At 66.2% G+C, this 16092-nt stretch carries 16 protein-coding genes; 5 read left to right on the top strand and 11 right to left on the bottom strand.

What is annotated here, in order from left to right; all coding sequences use genetic code 11:
- The first annotated feature begins 39 nt into the window (after positions 1-39).
- On the top strand, positions 40-969 hold the full coding sequence (locus tag E0E05_RS11250) for a cation diffusion facilitator family transporter (protein ID WP_131616797.1): 930 nt from the start codon (positions 40-42) through the stop codon (positions 967-969).
- On the opposite strand, the gene E0E05_RS11255 is transcribed toward E0E05_RS11250, so the two are convergent.
- Entirely contained in the window at positions 966-1745 is a 780-nt protein-coding gene (locus E0E05_RS11255) for a DeoR/GlpR family DNA-binding transcription regulator (protein WP_131616798.1), read from the bottom strand. The genes E0E05_RS11250 and E0E05_RS11255 overlap by 4 nt on opposite strands.
- 113 nt (positions 1746-1858) lie before the next feature.
- Between E0E05_RS11255 and glpD the strand changes: the two genes are divergently transcribed.
- A complete protein-coding gene (gene glpD / locus E0E05_RS11260) occupies positions 1859-3460 on the top strand; it encodes a glycerol-3-phosphate dehydrogenase (RefSeq protein ID WP_131616799.1) in 1602 nt (533 codons plus the stop codon).
- Between the two features lie 8 nt (positions 3461-3468).
- Here glpD and E0E05_RS11265 read toward each other — a convergent pair whose 3' ends face one another.
- Both E0E05_RS11265 and E0E05_RS11270 read right to left on the bottom strand, forming a co-directional pair.
- Positions 3469-4179, bottom strand: a complete 711-nt coding sequence (locus E0E05_RS11265) for an alpha/beta fold hydrolase (RefSeq protein ID WP_210215701.1) — start codon at positions 4177-4179, stop codon at positions 3469-3471.
- Between the two features lie 5 nt (positions 4180-4184).
- On the bottom strand, positions 4185-5318 hold the full coding sequence (locus E0E05_RS11270) for a cobalamin-independent methionine synthase II family protein (RefSeq protein WP_131616800.1): 1134 nt from the start codon (positions 5316-5318) through the stop codon (positions 4185-4187).
- Positions 5319-5416: 98 nt separating this feature from the next.
- Between E0E05_RS11270 and E0E05_RS11275 the strand changes: the two genes are divergently transcribed.
- Entirely contained in the window at positions 5417-6376 is a 960-nt protein-coding gene (locus tag E0E05_RS11275; protein WP_131616801.1) for an alpha/beta fold hydrolase, read from the top strand.
- Between the two features lie 5 nt (positions 6377-6381).
- Here the strand turns inward: E0E05_RS11275 and E0E05_RS11280 are convergent, their stop codons facing one another.
- The 8 genes from E0E05_RS11280 to E0E05_RS11315 all read right to left on the bottom strand — a co-directional run bounded on the left by E0E05_RS11280 (position 6382) and on the right by E0E05_RS11315 (position 14558).
- Positions 6382-7350, bottom strand: coding sequence for a nuclear transport factor 2 family protein (locus E0E05_RS11280; protein ID WP_131616802.1), 969 nt, complete (start codon positions 7348-7350; stop codon positions 6382-6384).
- Entirely contained in the window at positions 7347-8369 is a 1023-nt protein-coding gene (locus tag E0E05_RS11285; RefSeq protein ID WP_131616803.1) for a LacI family DNA-binding transcriptional regulator, read from the bottom strand. The genes E0E05_RS11280 and E0E05_RS11285 overlap by 4 nt, the downstream gene beginning before the upstream one ends.
- Positions 8369-9430: an ester cyclase gene (locus tag E0E05_RS11290; RefSeq protein ID WP_131616804.1), complete on the bottom strand. Its 1062-nt coding sequence runs from the start codon at positions 9428-9430 to the stop codon at positions 8369-8371. The genes E0E05_RS11285 and E0E05_RS11290 overlap by 1 nt, the downstream gene beginning before the upstream one ends.
- Positions 9427-9921 (bottom strand): ester cyclase, encoded by a 495-nt coding sequence (locus E0E05_RS11295; protein ID WP_244597695.1) that lies wholly within the window; start codon positions 9919-9921, stop codon positions 9427-9429. Before E0E05_RS11295 ends, E0E05_RS11290 begins: the two co-directional genes overlap by 4 nt.
- Before the next feature lie 44 nt (positions 9922-9965).
- Positions 9966-11123, bottom strand: a complete 1158-nt coding sequence (locus tag E0E05_RS11300; protein WP_131616806.1) for a carbohydrate ABC transporter permease — start codon at positions 11121-11123, stop codon at positions 9966-9968.
- On the bottom strand, positions 11123-12148 hold the full coding sequence (locus tag E0E05_RS11305) for a carbohydrate ABC transporter permease (protein WP_131616807.1): 1026 nt from the start codon (positions 12146-12148) through the stop codon (positions 11123-11125). The genes E0E05_RS11300 and E0E05_RS11305 overlap by 1 nt, the downstream gene beginning before the upstream one ends.
- Before the next feature lie 75 nt (positions 12149-12223).
- Positions 12224-13447 carry an ABC transporter substrate-binding protein gene (locus E0E05_RS11310; protein WP_131616808.1) on the bottom strand — a complete coding sequence of 408 codons (1224 nt, stop codon included), beginning with the start codon at positions 13445-13447 and terminating at the stop codon, positions 12224-12226.
- 58 nt (positions 13448-13505) lie between these two features.
- Positions 13506-14558, bottom strand: coding sequence for an ABC transporter ATP-binding protein (locus tag E0E05_RS11315; protein WP_131616809.1), 1053 nt, complete (start codon positions 14556-14558; stop codon positions 13506-13508).
- A gap of 134 nt (positions 14559-14692) precedes the next feature.
- Here E0E05_RS11315 and E0E05_RS11320 point away from each other — a divergent pair, with 134 nt between their 5' ends.
- A complete protein-coding gene (locus E0E05_RS11320) occupies positions 14693-15694 on the top strand; it encodes an ester cyclase (protein ID WP_131616810.1) in 1002 nt (333 codons plus the stop codon).
- A gap of 80 nt (positions 15695-15774) precedes the next feature.
- Complete coding sequence (hmuQ, locus tag E0E05_RS11325) at positions 15775-16089, top strand: heme-degrading protein HmuQ (protein ID WP_131616811.1); 315 nt, start codon at positions 15775-15777, stop codon at positions 16087-16089.
- Positions 16090-16092 lie beyond the last annotated feature (3 nt).

The following is a 16092-nucleotide window of genomic DNA, read 5'->3' on the forward strand; positions in this document are numbered from 1 at the left end:
AGCTAGAGGGATTAGCTCAGGCGCAAAAGGAGCGCCGCGATGGGCCACCGTCATCATCATCACCACCATATCGACGCCGACGCCGGCGACCGCCGGGTCGGGTTCGCCATCGCCGTCAATTTTCTGCTGACGGCCGCGCAGATCGTCGGCGGCCTGATCTCGGGCAGCCTGGCGCTGATCGCCGACGCGCTGCACAATCTGTCTGACGCGATGTCGCTGGTGATCGCCTTTGCGGCGCGACGCATCGCCCGGCGCGGCGCCGACGACACGATGACCTTCGGCTATGACCGCATCGAGGTCGTCGCCGCGCTGATCAATTACACGACGCTCATCCTGCTCGGCCTTTACCTTGGCTATGAGGCGATCCTGCGTTTCCTCGATCCCCAGCCGGTCGACGGCTGGCTGGTGGTGATCATCGCCGGCCTGGCGCTGATCGTCGATCTGGCGACGGCCGCCCTGACCTGGGCGCTTTCCAAGCAGTCGGTCAACATTCGCGCCGCCTTCCTGCACAATCTGGCCGATGCGCTCGGTTCGGTCGCCGTGATCGTCGCGGGCACGCTGATCATCTTGTACGACTGGCGGCTGATCGACCCGGCCATCACGCTGCTGATCGCCGGCTACATCCTCTACATGTCGTTCGCCGAGATCGGCGGCGTCATCCGCATCCTGATGCTCGGCACCCCACCCGGCCTCGACCCCGAACAGGTCATGTCCGCCGTCGAGACGGTCCGCGGCGTCGCCGAGGTCCATCACGTCCATCTGTGGCAGATGGGCGAGCACCGCCATTCCTTCGACGCGCACCTGCGTATCGCCGAGGGGCAATGGGACAATGCCGACGCGGTCAAGGCTGAGGTCAAGGCTTTGCTCGCCGACCGGTTCGGCGTGACCCATTCGACGCTGGAGATGGAGTGCGCCCGCCACGGCTGCACCGATGCGCGGCGGCTCGGCCACGAAACCGCACAGGGTTAGGCGTCCGCGCCCTGCCCGTTCGCGACATGCACCGCCGTACCCCATCGGGCGCATGACCGCGCCAGCGCCGGCGGCAGCGCCCGGTCGGAAAAGACCGCATCCACATCGGCCATCGAGGCGATGCACACCGGCGCGGCGCGGTCGAACTTGGACGCATCGGCCACAAGGAACACCGCGCGCGCATTGGCGATGATCGCCCGGCTGACATGCACCTCGCGCAGGTCGAAATCGTAAAGATCGCCCGCCTCGTCGAGCGCCGAGGCGCCGATGATGGCGATGTCCACCTTGAACTGCCCGATCGTCTGGCTCGCCAGATCGCCGACCAGCCCGCCATCGGCGCGCCGCAGCACGCCGCCGGTGACGATGATCTCGCAACCCTCGTTCGGCGCCAGGATGGAGGCGACGTTGATGTTGTTGGTGACCACCGTCAGCGGACCGCGATCGACCAGATGGCGCGCGACCGCCTCGGTCGTCGTTCCGATATTGATGAACAGCGACGCATTGGCCGGCACGTGCCGGGCGACGAGCGCGCCGATCCGGTCCTTGGCGCCCGCGTTCAGCCCGCGCCGCTCCTCGTAGACGATGTTGGCGACGCCCGAGCGCAGCGCCGCCCCGCCATGGACCCGTTCGATGCGTCCGGCGGCGGCCAGTTCGGCCAGATCGCGTCGGATCGTCTGCTCGGTGACCGCAAACCGGCGCGCCAGTTCCTCGACCGTGGCCTGCCCGCTGCCGCGCAGAACCGAAAGAATGTCGTTGCGCCTTAGCCCGGACGCCATGGGCCAGCCTCCTGAATCATCATCGGCACGCATTGCTTCGATCACAATTGCGCCCTAAAATGAAAATAATCGAAAAGAACCGAACATACCAGCGCACACGGCGAAACCCTACCATGAGCACCGGAACCCAGCAGCAACCCGTCGACCTGTTCGTCATCGGCGGCGGCATCAATGGCTGCGGCATCGCCCGCGATGCGGCCGGCCGGGGGCTTTCGGTGGCGCTGGCCGAGATGAACGATCTGGCCTCGGCCACCTCGTCGGCCTCGACCAAGCTTTTCCATGGCGGACTGCGCTATCTTGAATATTTCGAGATCCGGCTGGTGCGCGAGGCGCTGATCGAGCGCGAGACGCTGCTGCGCGCCATGCCGCACATCTCCTGGCCGATGCGCTTCGTTCTGCCCTTCCACCCGGACATGCGTTTCGAGAGCACGACGCCCACCTCGCGGCTTCTGTCCTTCGTCATGCCCTGGATGAAGGGCCGCCGCCCGGCCTGGCTGATCCGGCTTGGCCTGTTCCTTTACGATCATCTGGGCGGCCGGAAGATCCTGCCCGCCACGCGCACGCTCGATCTGCGCGCCGATCCAGCCGGCGCTCCGCTGCAGGACCGCTTCGAGAAGGCGTTCGAATATTCCGACTGCTGGGTCGAGGATGCGCGCCTTGTCGTGCTCAACGCCCGCGACGCCGAGGACCGGGGCGCGCGCATCATGACACGGACCCGTGTCGTCACAGCCGAAAGGTCCGGCGACCTGTGGGCCGTCACGATGCGCCACGAGGCGACCGGCGAGACCGAGACGGTGCACGCGCGCGCGCTCGTCAATGCGGGCGGGCCATGGGTCGAGGACATCATCCGCAACACGGTGCGCCAGAACACGTCCGAGGGCGTGCGGCTGGTGCGCGGCAGCCATATCGTCACGCGCCGCCTGTTCGACCACGACAAATGCTATTTCTTCCAGGGCGAGGACGGGCGGCTCGTCTTCGCCATCCCCTACGAGACCGATTTCACGCTGATCGGCACCACCGACCGCGAGCACGAGGGCGCTCCCGGCGAGGCCGAATGCACCCCCGCCGAGCGCGACTATCTGCTTGCCTTTGCCTCGCATTATTTCAAGCGGCCCGTCACGGCCGACGACATCGTCTGGACCTATTCGGGCGTCCGGCCGCTCTATGATGACGGCGCGTCGTCGGCGACGGCGGCGACGCGCGACTATGTGCTCTCGCTCGACACCGCGCCGGGTGCGCCGCTTCTGAACGTGTTCGGCGGCAAGATCACCACATATCGGCGCCTCGCCGAAAGCGCGCTCGAAAAGCTCGGCGACCGCCTGCCTGACACCGGCCGGCCTTGGACCGCCGGCGCGCCCCTGCCCGGCGGCGACTTTCCCGTCGATGGCTTCGACGACCTCGTCGCGGACCTTGCGCGGGACTTCCCGTTTCTCGACCAGCGCTGGGCGCGGCGGCTGGTTCGCGCCTATGGCACCTGCGCCCGCGCCATGCTCGGCGATGCGCGCCGCATCGACGATCTGGGCGAGGCGTTCGGGGCGACGCTCACCGAACGCGAAGTCTGCTGGCTGATGGACAATGAATATGCCCTCACCGCAGAGGATGTCGTCTGGCGCCGCTCCAAGCTCGGCCTGCGCCTTGGCGCCGACCGGATCGCCGCCCTCGACGCCTTCATGGCCGCGCGCGCGGCCGGCGAGAAGCGCGACGCGGCCGAATAGGTCTCAACTCAGGCAAGGGGACGCGCGAGCCAGGCGGCAAGGGCCGCATTGACCGCGCCCGGCGCTTCGAGCGTGCTGATATGGCCGGCGCCCTCGATCACCGTCAGGTCCGCGTCTGGCAGCAACCGCGCCATCTGTTCATGGATCTTCGGCGGGCACATGCGATCCTCGACGCCGCATAGGACCAGCGCCGGGCCGGCGAAGCCGCGCAACGTCTCGGTCTGGTCGGGCCGGTCACGCAGCGCCTTCGACTGGCGAATGAACACGTCCGTCCCCAGCGCCATTGCCATGTCGAGGAAGAGCGCGTTCAGCCTCGTATCCCCGGCATTGGCCGCAGCCAGGTAATGCGGCTTCATCTCGGCGATGAAGACCGCCTCCAGCCCCTCCGCGCGAACCCGCGCGATCTGATCGTCGCGGATCGCCCGGCGGCGGTCACTGTCGGGGCCGAAGCTCGTATCGAGCAGCGCAAGGCGCATCACGCGGCCGGGCGCGCGGCGCACCATTTCCTGCGCGACGATACCGCCCATGGAAAGGCCGGCCAGGTTGAAGCGCTCGGGCAGCCGGCCGAGCAAGACGTCGGCCAGCGCGCCGATCGTGTCCGCGTCGGAGATGTCGCCGACCACGATGTCATACTCACCTTCAAGCGCGGCCATCTGCGGCGCGAACAGGCGTTCATCGCACATCATGCCCGGCAGCAGGCACAGCGTTTCCCGGTCCATGGCGGTCAGAGGCGGTCCGAGGCGAGCCGCGCACCCGCGGCCAGCGCGCCCAGCTTGGCATAGGCGATCTCGGGGTCGACCGCGCCGAACCCGGCGAACGTGCCGAAGCCGCAATCCGACCCGGCGATGACCCGTTCGGCGCCCACGATCCCCGTGAAGCGCTCGAGGCGTTGCGCCACCAGTTCTGGGTGCTCGACAAAGTTGGTGGTGGTGTCGACGACGCCCGGCACCAGCACCCGGTCGTCGGGGATCTCGGCCTTGCGGTCGCGGAACACGGTCCATTCATGGGCGTGGCGCGGATTGGAGGTTTCAAACAGAAGATATCGGGCCTTCGCCTTCATCAGGACCGGAAAGACCGCCGCCATGTCGATGTCGCACACGTGCGGGCCTTCGTAATTGCCCCAGCAGATGTGCACCCGCACACTGTCCTGCGGCACGTTCTCGAGCGCATGGTTGAGCGCTTCCACATGGCTCTCGGCGATACGGACGAACTCGGCGTCGGAAAGATCGGCGAACAGCATGTGCCGCGACAGCGCCAGGTCGGGGCAGTCGAGTTGCAGATCGAGCCCGGCGGCGACGATCGTCTCGTATTCGGCGCGCATCGCGTCGGCCAGCGCCGCCAGATAGGCCTCGCGCGAGGGGTAGTGCTGGTTCTGCAGAAACAGCGAGATCACGCCCGGCGACGCCGCGTTCATGAAGCCGCGCTCCGCCCCGTGCGCGGCCATGGCCACCTTGAGGTTGGCGATGTCCTTTTCAAGTTCCCCCTGCCCCTTCGACCGCACCTCGCCGGTGCACATGGGACGGGCATACTTCGGCGTGCCGCCTTCCCTGGCGAGCCGTTCGAGGAACGTCGGAAATTGCTTGAGGTCGGCCGGCGCGTTGCGCGGGCTGTCGCCGGAAAAGCCGGTGTAGCGGTCCTTGACGTAGGTGGCATAGGAGATCTTGGACGTCTCGCCGTCCGAGACGATGTCGACACCGGCCTCGACCTGACGGCGCACGGTCTCGTCCACAGCCTCCGTCATCGCCGCATCGAAGGCTGCGGTATCGTAATCCTCACCCCTTTCGCGCGCGAAGATGAAGTCGACGACCTTCTGCGTACGCGGCAGCGAGCCGACATGGGTCGTGGCGATTGTCGTCATCGTGAACTCTCCTGGCTTGGCATTGCGACTTTGCGCCGCTTGGCCGCCGCTCGCCGATTGACAGCGACGAGGCCGGCCCGCATGTGAGGGCCGACGACATGAACACCATGCTGACAACGATCCTCATCGTGCTCGCGGTCGCGTTGGCCGCGCTCGGCTTCTGGCTTTGGACGCCGGACCTTTCGCGCGACCGGCTGGAAGCGCGCTATTTCGCGCCGGACGGCGCCTATATCGATATCGACGGCGTGCGGCTGCACGTGCGCGACACCGGTCCGCGCGGGGCGCCGGCCATCATCATGCTGCACGGGCTCGGTTCGAGCCTTCACACATGGCAGGCCTGGGCCGACGCGCTCGACGACCGCTATCGCGTCATCCGGCTCGACCTGCCCGCGCACGGGCTGACCGGCGCCGACCCGACCGGCGACTACTCGATGGACCGCTGGGTCGCCCTGCTCGACGGGCTGATGGACGCACTCGAGATCGAAACGGCCGCGCTCGTCGGAAACTCGATGGGCGGCCGTCTTGCCTGGATGACGGCGGCCGAGCGACCCGCGCGCGTCTCCGCCCTCGTGCTCGTCTCGCCCGACGGGTTCGAGAGCCCAGGCTTCGAATATGGCAGGTCGCCTGACGTCCCCGCCCTGATGGGGCTGATGCGCTACACCCTGCCCGCCTTCATGCTGCGCTCCAATGTCGAGATCGCCTATGCGGAAAAGGACGCCCTCGCCGACAATGTGTTCCGGCGCTACCACGACATGATGCGCGCGCCGGGCAACCGCGCCGCGCTGATCGACATGATGGGCCAGGTCATGCTTGTCCCGCCCGAGCCGCTTCTGGCGCAGATCGAGGCGCCGACGCTGCTCGTCTGGGGCGAACGGGACCGGATGATCCCGGCCACCAACGCGCAGGACTATCTCGATGGGATCGACGGCGCCGAACTGGTCGCCTTCCCCGCTCTCGGACACGTTCCGCACGAGGAAGCGCCGGCCCGCTCGTTGCCGCCGGTCGCCGATTTCCTCGACCGGCACCTTGCCGAACGCCGCGATCTCGATTCCGGCTGAGGCCATCAGCCCGTCTGCATGACGATCTGCTTCCAGATCGCCGTCTCGTCGTAGAGCACGTAATCCCGCCGGAGACCGCGCGGGCCGTATTCGGCATGGCTGATGCCGAGCACATGCACCTCGGCCCCGGTCGGCCTGCCGAAGGCACCCCAGCCGTCATGCTTGCCGGTCAGCGACCAGCGCACCGCCGCGCGCGGGCTCATCATCGGGTCCTGATTGCCCATGGCGTGCTCGATCCTGAATGTCGCCGAGGGAAACGCGGCGCGCAGACCCATCCAGAACCGGTCGGCCGCCTCGCGTCCGTGCGCGGTCACGGCGCCGGGATGTTCGAGTTGGCAGGCGCGGTCATATTCAGTGCCGATCAGCGCCATCTCGGCGGTCATGATCCGCGTCAGCATGTCGGCGTAGCGCGCACCGAACTCGTCGTCGTTTCCGGTCCCCGTATAGGGGCCGGGGCGATCGGTGGCCGGCGTCAGCGGCTGCACGCATGCATCCGGACCGCCCTCCGCCTCGATCAGGCCGGCCGCATAGGCCTTGGGGTCCCAGCCCATCTGCCGGACGATGGCGCCCTGGTCCCGGATCAGCCATTCATCGTTGATCTGGTTGTCGATGGCGTGGCAGTCGGCAAGGATCCGGTACGTCAGTTTCGTGCCGGTCGCCGGCCCGTAGACGCCGTCGCCGGCGTGCGTCGCCGTCGAAACGATACGGTGCGAGGACAGCATGCCCGTTTCGGGCGTGCCGCACCAGATCACGTCCTCGCCCAGCAACTGCCGGTCCGGGAACTCGGACAGCGTCGCCATGGTCGCGGCGATCACGCCCTGATTGCCGACGACCACCGACGCCGGTGACCGCACGACGATGTCCTCGGCATAGTAGCGATGCAGCGTGTGGATGCCCCGGTCTTCCCAGATCTCCTTGGTGATGCCGAGTATGTAGTCGGGGAAGTCGGAAAACTTCGCGTCGAAACCCTTCATGTGTCCCAATCCTCGGGCAGGCGCGCGGAGCCGCGCACGATCAGCGGCGCAGGAAGAACATGCTGCTCGGCCGTTTCGCCTGGTCTTTCGATCATCTTCAGAAGCGTCGCCACGGTGCGCTCGACCATCAGGTTGGCGCGCTGGCGCACCGTCGTCAGGTCGTAGGCCGGCCACGCCGCCGGCGGTACGTCGTCAAAGCCGATCACCGAGACATCGCCCGGGACCGAAAGGCCCAGTTCGAAGCGCAACACGTCCATCGCGGCGAACGCCATGTGGTCGTTGGCGGCGAACAGCGCATCGGGGTGGTCGGAGCGGTCGAACATGCGCCGCGCGGCATCGCAGGCCTGCTCGTAGTGGAAGTTGCCGACCTGCCGCTCGTAGCCGTTGATGCCGAGCGCGCGCAGGCCTTCGAAGAACCCGCGCTCGCGGTCCCGCTGCGTCGAGGCGCCCTCCCAGCCCGCGATGTGGCCGAAGCGGCGGTGGCCGGCCGCGTGCAGGAACTGCGCGACCTGCCGGCCGCCTTCGAGATTGTCCGAGGTCACCGCCGACACTGCGGCATCGTCCTGCGAGCGGTTGAAGAGCAGGACGGGCACGCCCGCCGCCTGACAGCGCGCGGTCAGTTCCGATGACAGCGCCACCGACGCCATGATGATCCCGTCGACCTGGTAGTCGAGGATCTCGTCGAGCACCTGGTCGATATTGTCCGACGTCTGCGAGGCCATGAAGACGAGGACGTGGTAGCCCTCGGCCTGGAGCGCGTTCGACAGCTTCTCGAGCGCCTCGGGGTAGAAGTAGTTCTCCAGATAGGCGACGACGAGCCCGATCATGCGGCTGCGGCCGGTGATCAGCGAGCGGGCCAGCACGTTCGGCCGGTAGCCGAGCTTTTCGGCCGCTTCCCGCACCTTCTCGGCGGTCTTGGACGACACGCTCGCGCCCGGCGTGAAAACACGGCTGACGGCCGACCGGCTGACCCCGGCGAGCCGCGCCACGTCGCTCGATGTCACCTTCTCATGGCCCATCAGGGTTCTCCGACGGGAAACGGTATCGGCGCCATCGATCGGGCCTTGTTGAACTCGCGCAGCCGCGCGAACACGTCGACACCAAGCTGGCGGTAGGCGTCAAGCAGGTCCACCAGAACCCAGTTCTCGCGGATCAGCCCGTTCTCGATCCGCCAGAAATCGAGACTGCGCATGGTGATGCGCTTGCCCGACGGCGCGATCCCCATCCAGCCGTCATCGGTGACGGTCTGGATCATGTTCGGCCAGCCGGTCACGGCCACATAGTCACCGTCGCCGAAGAAGTGATAGACGATCTCGTCGACATACCGCCCCCGGTCGGGCATGCCGCGCAGGAACGGGATCTGGTGCCAGTTGCGAAAGCCGGCGATGCCGCGCCCGGTGCCGATCCCGGACGGGCCGTACCAGCTCATCTTCGCGTGCCAGAAGCGTTCCATCTCCATCACCTCGGGCCCGCCCTCGCCGGGATGGCGCTTCATCGCATCGAGCATGTCGACCACATGCCGGCAAGAGGCCGCGCTTGTGACGGCATCGTGCGGGCCCGGCACCAGCCCGTCCTGTGTCGCCGGCCCCGGCACGTGCCATTCGCGGCCGAGCGAGGGCGCCATCGGCCAGGCGCGGGCCTGCATCATCACTTCGGGAATGTCCCACAGCGCCTGCATCTCGGTGACACGGCCATCTTCGAAGCGGAAGAACTCGTGAAAGCGCATGGCGACCTGATGGCCGGTGGGCGGGATGTCGAGCCATGGCGCAACGAAGGTGCCCGTATAGTAGCCGCCGCAGCCGACCCAGTCCGCGCCCTGTTCGGTCGCACCGGCCATGACGATGTAGTCGCGCCGCTCGAGGTCCGGCCAGGCCGTGGCAAGCCGCGCGTAGGCCGTCTCGTAAAGGGCTTCGGGTCCTTCCATCTCGCCAAGCGGATGGGCCAGCCGCACCGGCGCATCGGGCGCGAACAGCGCCCCGAGCGCCGATCTCGCTTCGTTCGGCGTGAAATCGTAGAGCGCCGCCCGCAGCGGCGCCAGGGCCGCCTTGTGGGCGGTGTGGCGATCGGTATCGGCCTTCATGCCCCCGCTCCATGGTCGGGCTGCGGCGGGGTCTTCTCGCCGCGGTCAAACGCCTCCCAGCCCTCGCCGCCGAAGACATCGACGCCCAGTTGCGCCAGAACGTGCGGAAAATCGACCATCACCCAGTTGTCGACGATCTTTCCGTCGACGACCTTCCAGAAGTCCATGTAGCGGATCTCCACGCGCTTGCCCGTCGGTTCGAGCCCCATGAAGCGGCCCGAATGCGTCGCCTCCTGCCGGCCGAAGGCGGCGGCCCACTCGCCCATGAACAGCCGCGCCTCGTCGACGCAGACCTTGTCGGAAAACGCCGCCTGGAACGGGCGTTGCCAATTGTCCTGGAACTGCGGCAGACCGGTCTTGGTGCCGCAACCGCAATTGCCCATCCAGCGGAAGCTCTCTGCGAAGAACTCGCCCATGTCGGCGATGCGGTGATCGTTGAGACCGTCGACCATCGCCTCGATGACGCGGCGGGTCTCGCCGGTCTTGGACATGTCCGTATCGCGGCTGAGTGCGGCTTGTTGGGGTCGGGACCCTTTCATCCCTTGACGGCTCCTGCGGTCAGGCCGCTGACGATCTGGCGCTGGAAGATCATCACCAGAAGGAACAGCGGCGCGGTGATCGAGACGGCGGCGGCGATGGCCTCGACCTGGTCGGTCGTGGTCGTCTCGCGGTTGAAATAGCCGGCGATTGCCGGAACCATGGTCTGGTTCTGCGCATCGAGCAGCAGCGATGTCACCAGAAGATCATTGTAGGCCAGAAGGAACGAGAACAGGCCCGTCGTGATCACGCCCGGCCACATGACCGGCATGATCACCCAGCGAAAGGCCTGGAAATGCGTGCAGCCATCGACCCGGGCCGCCTCGTCAAGTTCGTTCGGGATGTTCTGGAAGAACGAGCGCAGCATCCAGATCGTGAACGGCTGGTTGATCGCCACCAGCACCGCGATGACGGCCAGCGGCTGGCCGTAAAGGGTCGGCGCGTTCTCGCCCAGGATCGGCCGCAGAATCTCGGCTGAATTGATGAACACCGGCAGATAACCCGCCACCAGCACCGAATGCGGCAGTGCGCGGAAGATCAGCGCGACGATCAGGATCCAGAAGGCAAGGCTCGAGCCCGACCGCGCAAGGCCATAGCCGGCCAGCGTGCCGACGGTAAGCGAAATCGTCACCACGCCGGCGGTGACGATCAGAGAGTTCTGGAAGTTGCGCCAGAACCCGTTCTCGATCCACACGGCATAGTAGTGCTCCGTCGTCAGACCCAGCACCGGGACGCCGAGCGGACCGGCGATCGGATTGAGCGCACCAAGCACGATCGGCAGGATACCGAAGAAGACGACCAGGAACGCGACCGCGTAGGCGGCCGCGCCGACCAGCCAGCCGATCACGGCCAATCCCTTCGGCGTCAGACGCTCGACCCATTTCGGCAGCCGCGAAAAGGCAAGGCGACCCGCGGCGATCAGAACGATCAGCCCTGTCACGATATCGAGGATCGAAAGCCCGTTGCCGTCCGCGCGCGTCGTCGGACCGAACACCACGTTCAGCGGGTTGGCCGAAAACGCGTCCACCGGCGACTTGAAGCTCATCACCGCGATCCAGACGATCGGAAAGGCGGCGATCACGCACCACAGGGTGAGGAAGGACGCGGATGTGAGCCGCAGCGAGAACGGTTGCTGGAGAGCCTTCGACGTTGCCATCAGTGCGCACTCCCCTTGTGGTCGCGCCAGGTGCGACGCAGCAGCGGGATCAGCAGGACGACGATGCCGATCATCGTCAGCATGGCGCTGGCCGAGGCGCGGCTGATGGCACGATTGCCCGCATCGTCCGGCGTCAGCAGGTCATAGGTCAGCCATTGCAGCGTGATGCGATGGGCCTGCGAGGAAAAGCCGACCACCTCCTCGAAGGCGCGGTAGGCATCCATCAGATGGATCAGCGCCACGAAGATGATCAGCGGCATCAGATGCGGCACGACGACATAGCGCAGCCGTTCGAACCGGCTCGCCCCGTCGATGATCGCGCTTTCCAGCGTGTCCTGGTTCACCGTCTGCAAGCCCGCGTAGAAGATCACGAAGGCGAACGGTGCCACGTGCCAGACGCGATAGAACATCATCAGCAGTTCGATCGCCCAGCCGTTCGCCGCAACCGAGATGTCGGTGGCGAACATGTCTTCCATCAGGGCGGTGATGATGCCGTCGCCATAGAACAGCCATCGGATCGAAAGCGCCCCGATCACCGGCGTGATGATGAACGGCAGCAGCGACACGAAGATGATCTGACCGCGGATCGACCGGGCCGCGTTGTTGACCGCGAGCGCGATCGCAAGACCAAGGCCGATGACGAGCGGCAGCGTGACGAGCGTGAATGTCAGCGTGAAACGCAGCGCCTTCCAGAAGTCGATGGCGAGAATCGAGTTCCAGGCTCCGCTGGCGATGGCCGAGCCCACCTGCTCGAGCTGCAGCACGCGCGCATAGCTCAAAAGGCCCACCCACTCGGTCGTCGTGAGCGGATTGCCGTTATCGTCGAGGACCGGGGTGGTCTTCGTTTCGGTCACGCAGGTCTGCCCCAGAAAGCCGGGCGTGCACGTCTCGACCTCGACCGTCTCGACGACCGGCTGCGTGATCTGGAAGCTCTGAAGGAAGACGCTGGCGAGCGGGAAGGCGATGAACAGCAGCATCATCACCACCGAAGGCCCGACGAACCACGCAAGTGTCCTGAACTTCATCGCCACCTCCCCCGATGGAAGGAACCGGGCTGCTCCGCGAACGGACGGGCCGTCCGCGGAGCGCCGCCCCGGTCCTTATTCGATCAGGCCGGCTTCCTTGGCGGCCGTGATGTAGGCTTCCTCGACTGCGGCAAGCGTCGCCTCGGCGTCCCGCTCACCCGTGAAGAAGGCGGGCAGTTCGTTGCCGAGGGCGGTGTGCATAAGGCCCATCTGGCTGGTCGAGGGGTACGATTGCGGTGCCGGATCGGCGCTGGCCGTGGCGATCGCGCCCTGTGCCAGCCGGTTCGGCTCATAGCCGGAGATCAGCCAGATTGCATCGTCGCTGTTGGCCTGGACCATTTCGGTGTCCAGCCCTTCCATGGCGACGCGGAAGGCCGCCTCGGCTTCTTCGTCGGGAATGTTCCTGGCGATGACGATGCCGTCCCACCACAGCGTCGTCGCCGGGGCTCCGCCTTCCATGGCGAGCGGCGCGGCAGCCGCATTGACCTTGCCGACCACCTGGCTTTCGGCCTCGTCATCCATGGCTGCGCCGCGGCTGGCCCACAGATTGGCCATGGCGATCTTGCCCTGCTGGAACTGCTGCTGGACGTAGGTCGAGTCCGAGACCAGATATTCGGGGTCCATGTACTCGGTCATGCGCTTCATCATGTCGAGCGCCTTCATGCCGGCTTCGGTGTTCACCGTCGGCATCGAGTCGGCGTCCGTGAACTGGCCGCCAAAGCCCAGGAACATGTTGTTGAAGTCCTGCGCCAGGTTCCAGCCCGACATCATCGTCGCGCCCAGCGGATAGTCGACCACATCCGCTTCCTCGATCCTGGCGGCCGCGTCGAGCACCTCGTCCCAGGTCGTCGGCACCTCGATGCCGAGTTCGTCGAAGATGTCCTGGCGATACATCAGGTGCTGCGTGTTCACCATCATCGCGATCGCCATCGTCTGGCCATCGACCTTGATGAGCTGGTTGGGCGCCAGATCCTGGCCGTACTCGGCGACGAGATCGTCGAGCGGGCGGATCGTGCCCTCGTTGAGAAGCGGCGTGACCGTGCCGTTGGAGACCCCGCCGATGTGATAGAGCGAGGGATTGGCGGCGAAGGCTGCCGGTTGCTTGGTGCGGAACTCCTGGTCCAGCTCCGCTTCCACATTGCCGCATTCGGCCATGGCGTCGGTAACGGCCTTCCAGGCCTCGAAACCGGCCGACAGCGACTTGATCGGAACGTCGTTCTCGAACGCGCAATCGGCCTGCGCGCCGGCCGTTGCCAGCAGCGAGACCGCGCCGGCCATCAACAAGGTCTTCAACTTCATGGTCTTCTCCCTTTCTCTGGCGGACGCGTTCATCGCGCTCGCCGAACCAACTGGCGGATCATTGAGCGTCGATGCGCTCACCGGTCTTGGCGTCGAACAAATGGCAGATCTCCGGCGGCACCGAGATGCTGACCGTATCGTCGATTTCGGCGCGATACTCCTTGCCGGCCTTCACCGAGACCATGGACCCGCCCGCGCGCACGGCGATCATCGTCGCATCGCCGAGCAGTTCGATCGTGTAGATTGGTGCCGTGATCTCGCCCTGTCCCTCGCCGACGCGCGCATCCTCGGCACGGAAGCCGAGTGTCGCCGGACCATCGGGTCCCGTGAGACCGGCGATGGAGACGTTGTGGCCGGTGAACGTACCGCCCTCGAGCACGCCTTCCATCAGGTTCATCGCGGGCGAGCCGATGAAGCCGGCAACGAACGTGTTGGCCGGCCGGTCGTAGATCTCGGTCGGCGTTCCCACCTGCTGCACGACGCCCTGCTTCATCACGACGACGCGGTCGGCGAGCGTCATCGCCTCGATCTGGTCGTGCGTGACGTAGATCGTCGTCACCTTCAGTTCGTGGCTGAGGTTCTTGATCTGAGCCCGCGTGGACACGCGCAGCTTCGCGTCGAGGTTCGACAGCGGCTCGTCCATGAGGAACACGTTCGGCTCGCGCACGATGGCGCGGGCGAGCGCCACGCGCTGGCGCTGGCCGCCGGACAGTTCGGCCGGCTTGCGGTGCATGAACGGTTCGAGTTCGACCATCGCCGCGGCGCGCTTGACGCGCTCGTCATGACTTGCCTGATCGACTTTTCGCACCTTCAGCGGAAAGCGGATGTTCTCGTAGACGTTCATGTTCGGATAGAGCCCGTAGCTCTGGAACACCATCGCGATGTCGCGGTCCTTGGGATCGAGATCGTTGACGACCCTGCCATCGATCGAGATCGTGCCCTCGGTGACATCCTCGAGGCCGGCGATCATGCGCATCGTGGTCGTCTTGCCACAGCCCGAGGGACCGAGCAGGACGAGAAACTCCTGGTCGGCGATCGTCAGGTTGAAGTCGTCGACGCCGACGAAACTGCCCCAACGCTTGGACACATTGCGAAGCTGGATCTCAGCCATTCGTACCTCCCCGTACGTGTTGGCCGCGCGCTTGCACACGATTGCAAAAAGCGTAGACTCCGTGCCACGAATTTGGCAAGCGATTTTTGCACACGAGTGCAAGGACAGCTTCGGCCAGAGGAACGCAACCGGCAATGAGCGACTGGCGTACCGACACACGCACCTTCCTGAACGCCTTGATTCGCGTACCGGATCTCGAACTCGAGCCATTCGCGCGCACCGCCATCGCCGACGACACGATCTGGGACATCGCCGCCCCGGTCGGCCGGCTCGAGGGCCGCGAGGCGGTGCTCGACGGTTTCGTCCGCCCCCTGCGACGGGCACTGCGGCGGGTGTACCGGCGCGACGAGATATTCTTCGGCGCCCGCAACCGGCGCGAGGCCGGCGGCGACTGGGTCTGCGCGGTCACCCATTATGTGGGCGTTTTCGACCGCGACCTGTTCGGCGTCCTGCCGGCCGGCCGGATGGCTTTCGCGCGCTCGGGCGAGTTCTACCGGATCGCGAACGGGATGATCGTCGAAGCGAAGATCATTCTCGACCTGATCGACCTGATGCGGCAGGCGGGACGCTTTCCCCTGCCCCGCATGCTCGGCACGGAAATGCTGTTTCCCGGCCCGGCCACCCATGACGGCATCCTGCCGAACGATCCGGCGCGCGGCGAGGCGTCCCTCGACATCGTCGAGGCGATGATCGGCGACCTGCAGGAGTTCGATCCCGAGACCTTCCACTCGGAATCCCAGACCGGCACGCACGGTCACTGGCACGAGGACATGATGTGGTACGGCCCCGGCGGCATCGGCTCGACCTTCGGCTGGGACGGCTTTGTCAGCCATCACCGCGCCGCCTTCCTGCGTGCCTTTCCCGATCGCAGGGGCGGCAACCATTTCTGCCGCATCGGCGATGGAGATTTCGCCGCCTTTTCGGGTTGGCCATCGATGACGATGACCCACAGGGGCGACTATCTGGGCGTGCCGGCCACCAACCGGGCGATGACGCTGAACGTGATGGACTTCTACCGGATCGCCGACGCCAAGATCATCGAGAACTGGGTGCTGCTCGACTATGTGTCCCTGTTCGACCAGATGGGTGTCGACGTGATCGCCCGTTCGGCGGCCATGGAGAGCCATTTCCTCTGAACCCTCGAACGTCTGGGCTTTCTTGCCGCCGTCCGCGCCCGCTATAGGTGCCCCGTCATCACGCCAGCACGGAGCAGCCCATGTTCGTCGCCATGAACCGGTTCAGGATCAACGAGGGTCAGGAAGAGGCGTTCGAGGAGGTCTGGCGCAACCGGCAGTCGCGGCTTGCCGACGTGCCCGGCTTCGAGAGCTTCCACCTGCTCAGGGGCGCCTTTGACGAGGAGAGCCGCACGACCCTCTACGCGTCGCACACGATCTGGCACAGCGAGGCCCATTTTGCCGACTGGACGCGCTCGGAGCATTTCCGCGCCGCTCACAGGAACGCCGGCGACAACCGCGGCATGTATGCGGGCCATCCGGTCTTCGAAGGCTTCACCGCCGTTCTCAGCGAATAGCGC

The sequence above is a fragment of the Roseitalea porphyridii genome (assembly GCF_004331955.1).
GTDB lineage: Bacteria > Pseudomonadota > Alphaproteobacteria > Rhizobiales > Rhizobiaceae > Roseitalea > Roseitalea porphyridii.

Coding starts and splice junctions, on each gene's coding strand:
- E0E05_RS11250 (WP_131616797.1), top strand. CDS start 40: ATGGGCCACCGTCATCATCATCACCACCATATCGACGCCGACGCCGGC.
- E0E05_RS11255 (WP_131616798.1), bottom strand. CDS start 1,745: ATGGCGTCCGGGCTAAGGCGCAACGACATTCTTTCGGTTCTGCGCGGC.
- glpD (WP_131616799.1), top strand. CDS start 1,859: ATGAGCACCGGAACCCAGCAGCAACCCGTCGACCTGTTCGTCATCGGC.
- E0E05_RS11265 (WP_210215701.1), bottom strand. CDS start 4,179: ATGGACCGGGAAACGCTGTGCCTGCTGCCGGGCATGATGTGCGATGAA.
- E0E05_RS11270 (WP_131616800.1), bottom strand. CDS start 5,318: ATGACGACAATCGCCACGACCCATGTCGGCTCGCTGCCGCGTACGCAG.
- E0E05_RS11275 (WP_131616801.1), top strand. CDS start 5,417: ATGAACACCATGCTGACAACGATCCTCATCGTGCTCGCGGTCGCGTTG.
- E0E05_RS11280 (WP_131616802.1), bottom strand. CDS start 7,350: ATGAAGGGTTTCGACGCGAAGTTTTCCGACTTCCCCGACTACATACTC.
- E0E05_RS11285 (WP_131616803.1), bottom strand. CDS start 8,369: ATGGGCCATGAGAAGGTGACATCGAGCGACGTGGCGCGGCTCGCCGGG.
- E0E05_RS11290 (WP_131616804.1), bottom strand. CDS start 9,430: ATGAAGGCCGATACCGATCGCCACACCGCCCACAAGGCGGCCCTGGCG.
- E0E05_RS11295 (WP_244597695.1), bottom strand. CDS start 9,921: ATGTCCAAGACCGGCGAGACCCGCCGCGTCATCGAGGCGATGGTCGAC.
- E0E05_RS11300 (WP_131616806.1), bottom strand. CDS start 11,123: ATGGCAACGTCGAAGGCTCTCCAGCAACCGTTCTCGCTGCGGCTCACA.
- E0E05_RS11305 (WP_131616807.1), bottom strand. CDS start 12,148: ATGAAGTTCAGGACACTTGCGTGGTTCGTCGGGCCTTCGGTGGTGATG.
- E0E05_RS11310 (WP_131616808.1), bottom strand. CDS start 13,447: ATGAAGTTGAAGACCTTGTTGATGGCCGGCGCGGTCTCGCTGCTGGCA.
- E0E05_RS11315 (WP_131616809.1), bottom strand. CDS start 14,558: ATGGCTGAGATCCAGCTTCGCAATGTGTCCAAGCGTTGGGGCAGTTTC.
- E0E05_RS11320 (WP_131616810.1), top strand. CDS start 14,693: ATGAGCGACTGGCGTACCGACACACGCACCTTCCTGAACGCCTTGATT.
- hmuQ (WP_131616811.1), top strand. CDS start 15,775: ATGTTCGTCGCCATGAACCGGTTCAGGATCAACGAGGGTCAGGAAGAG.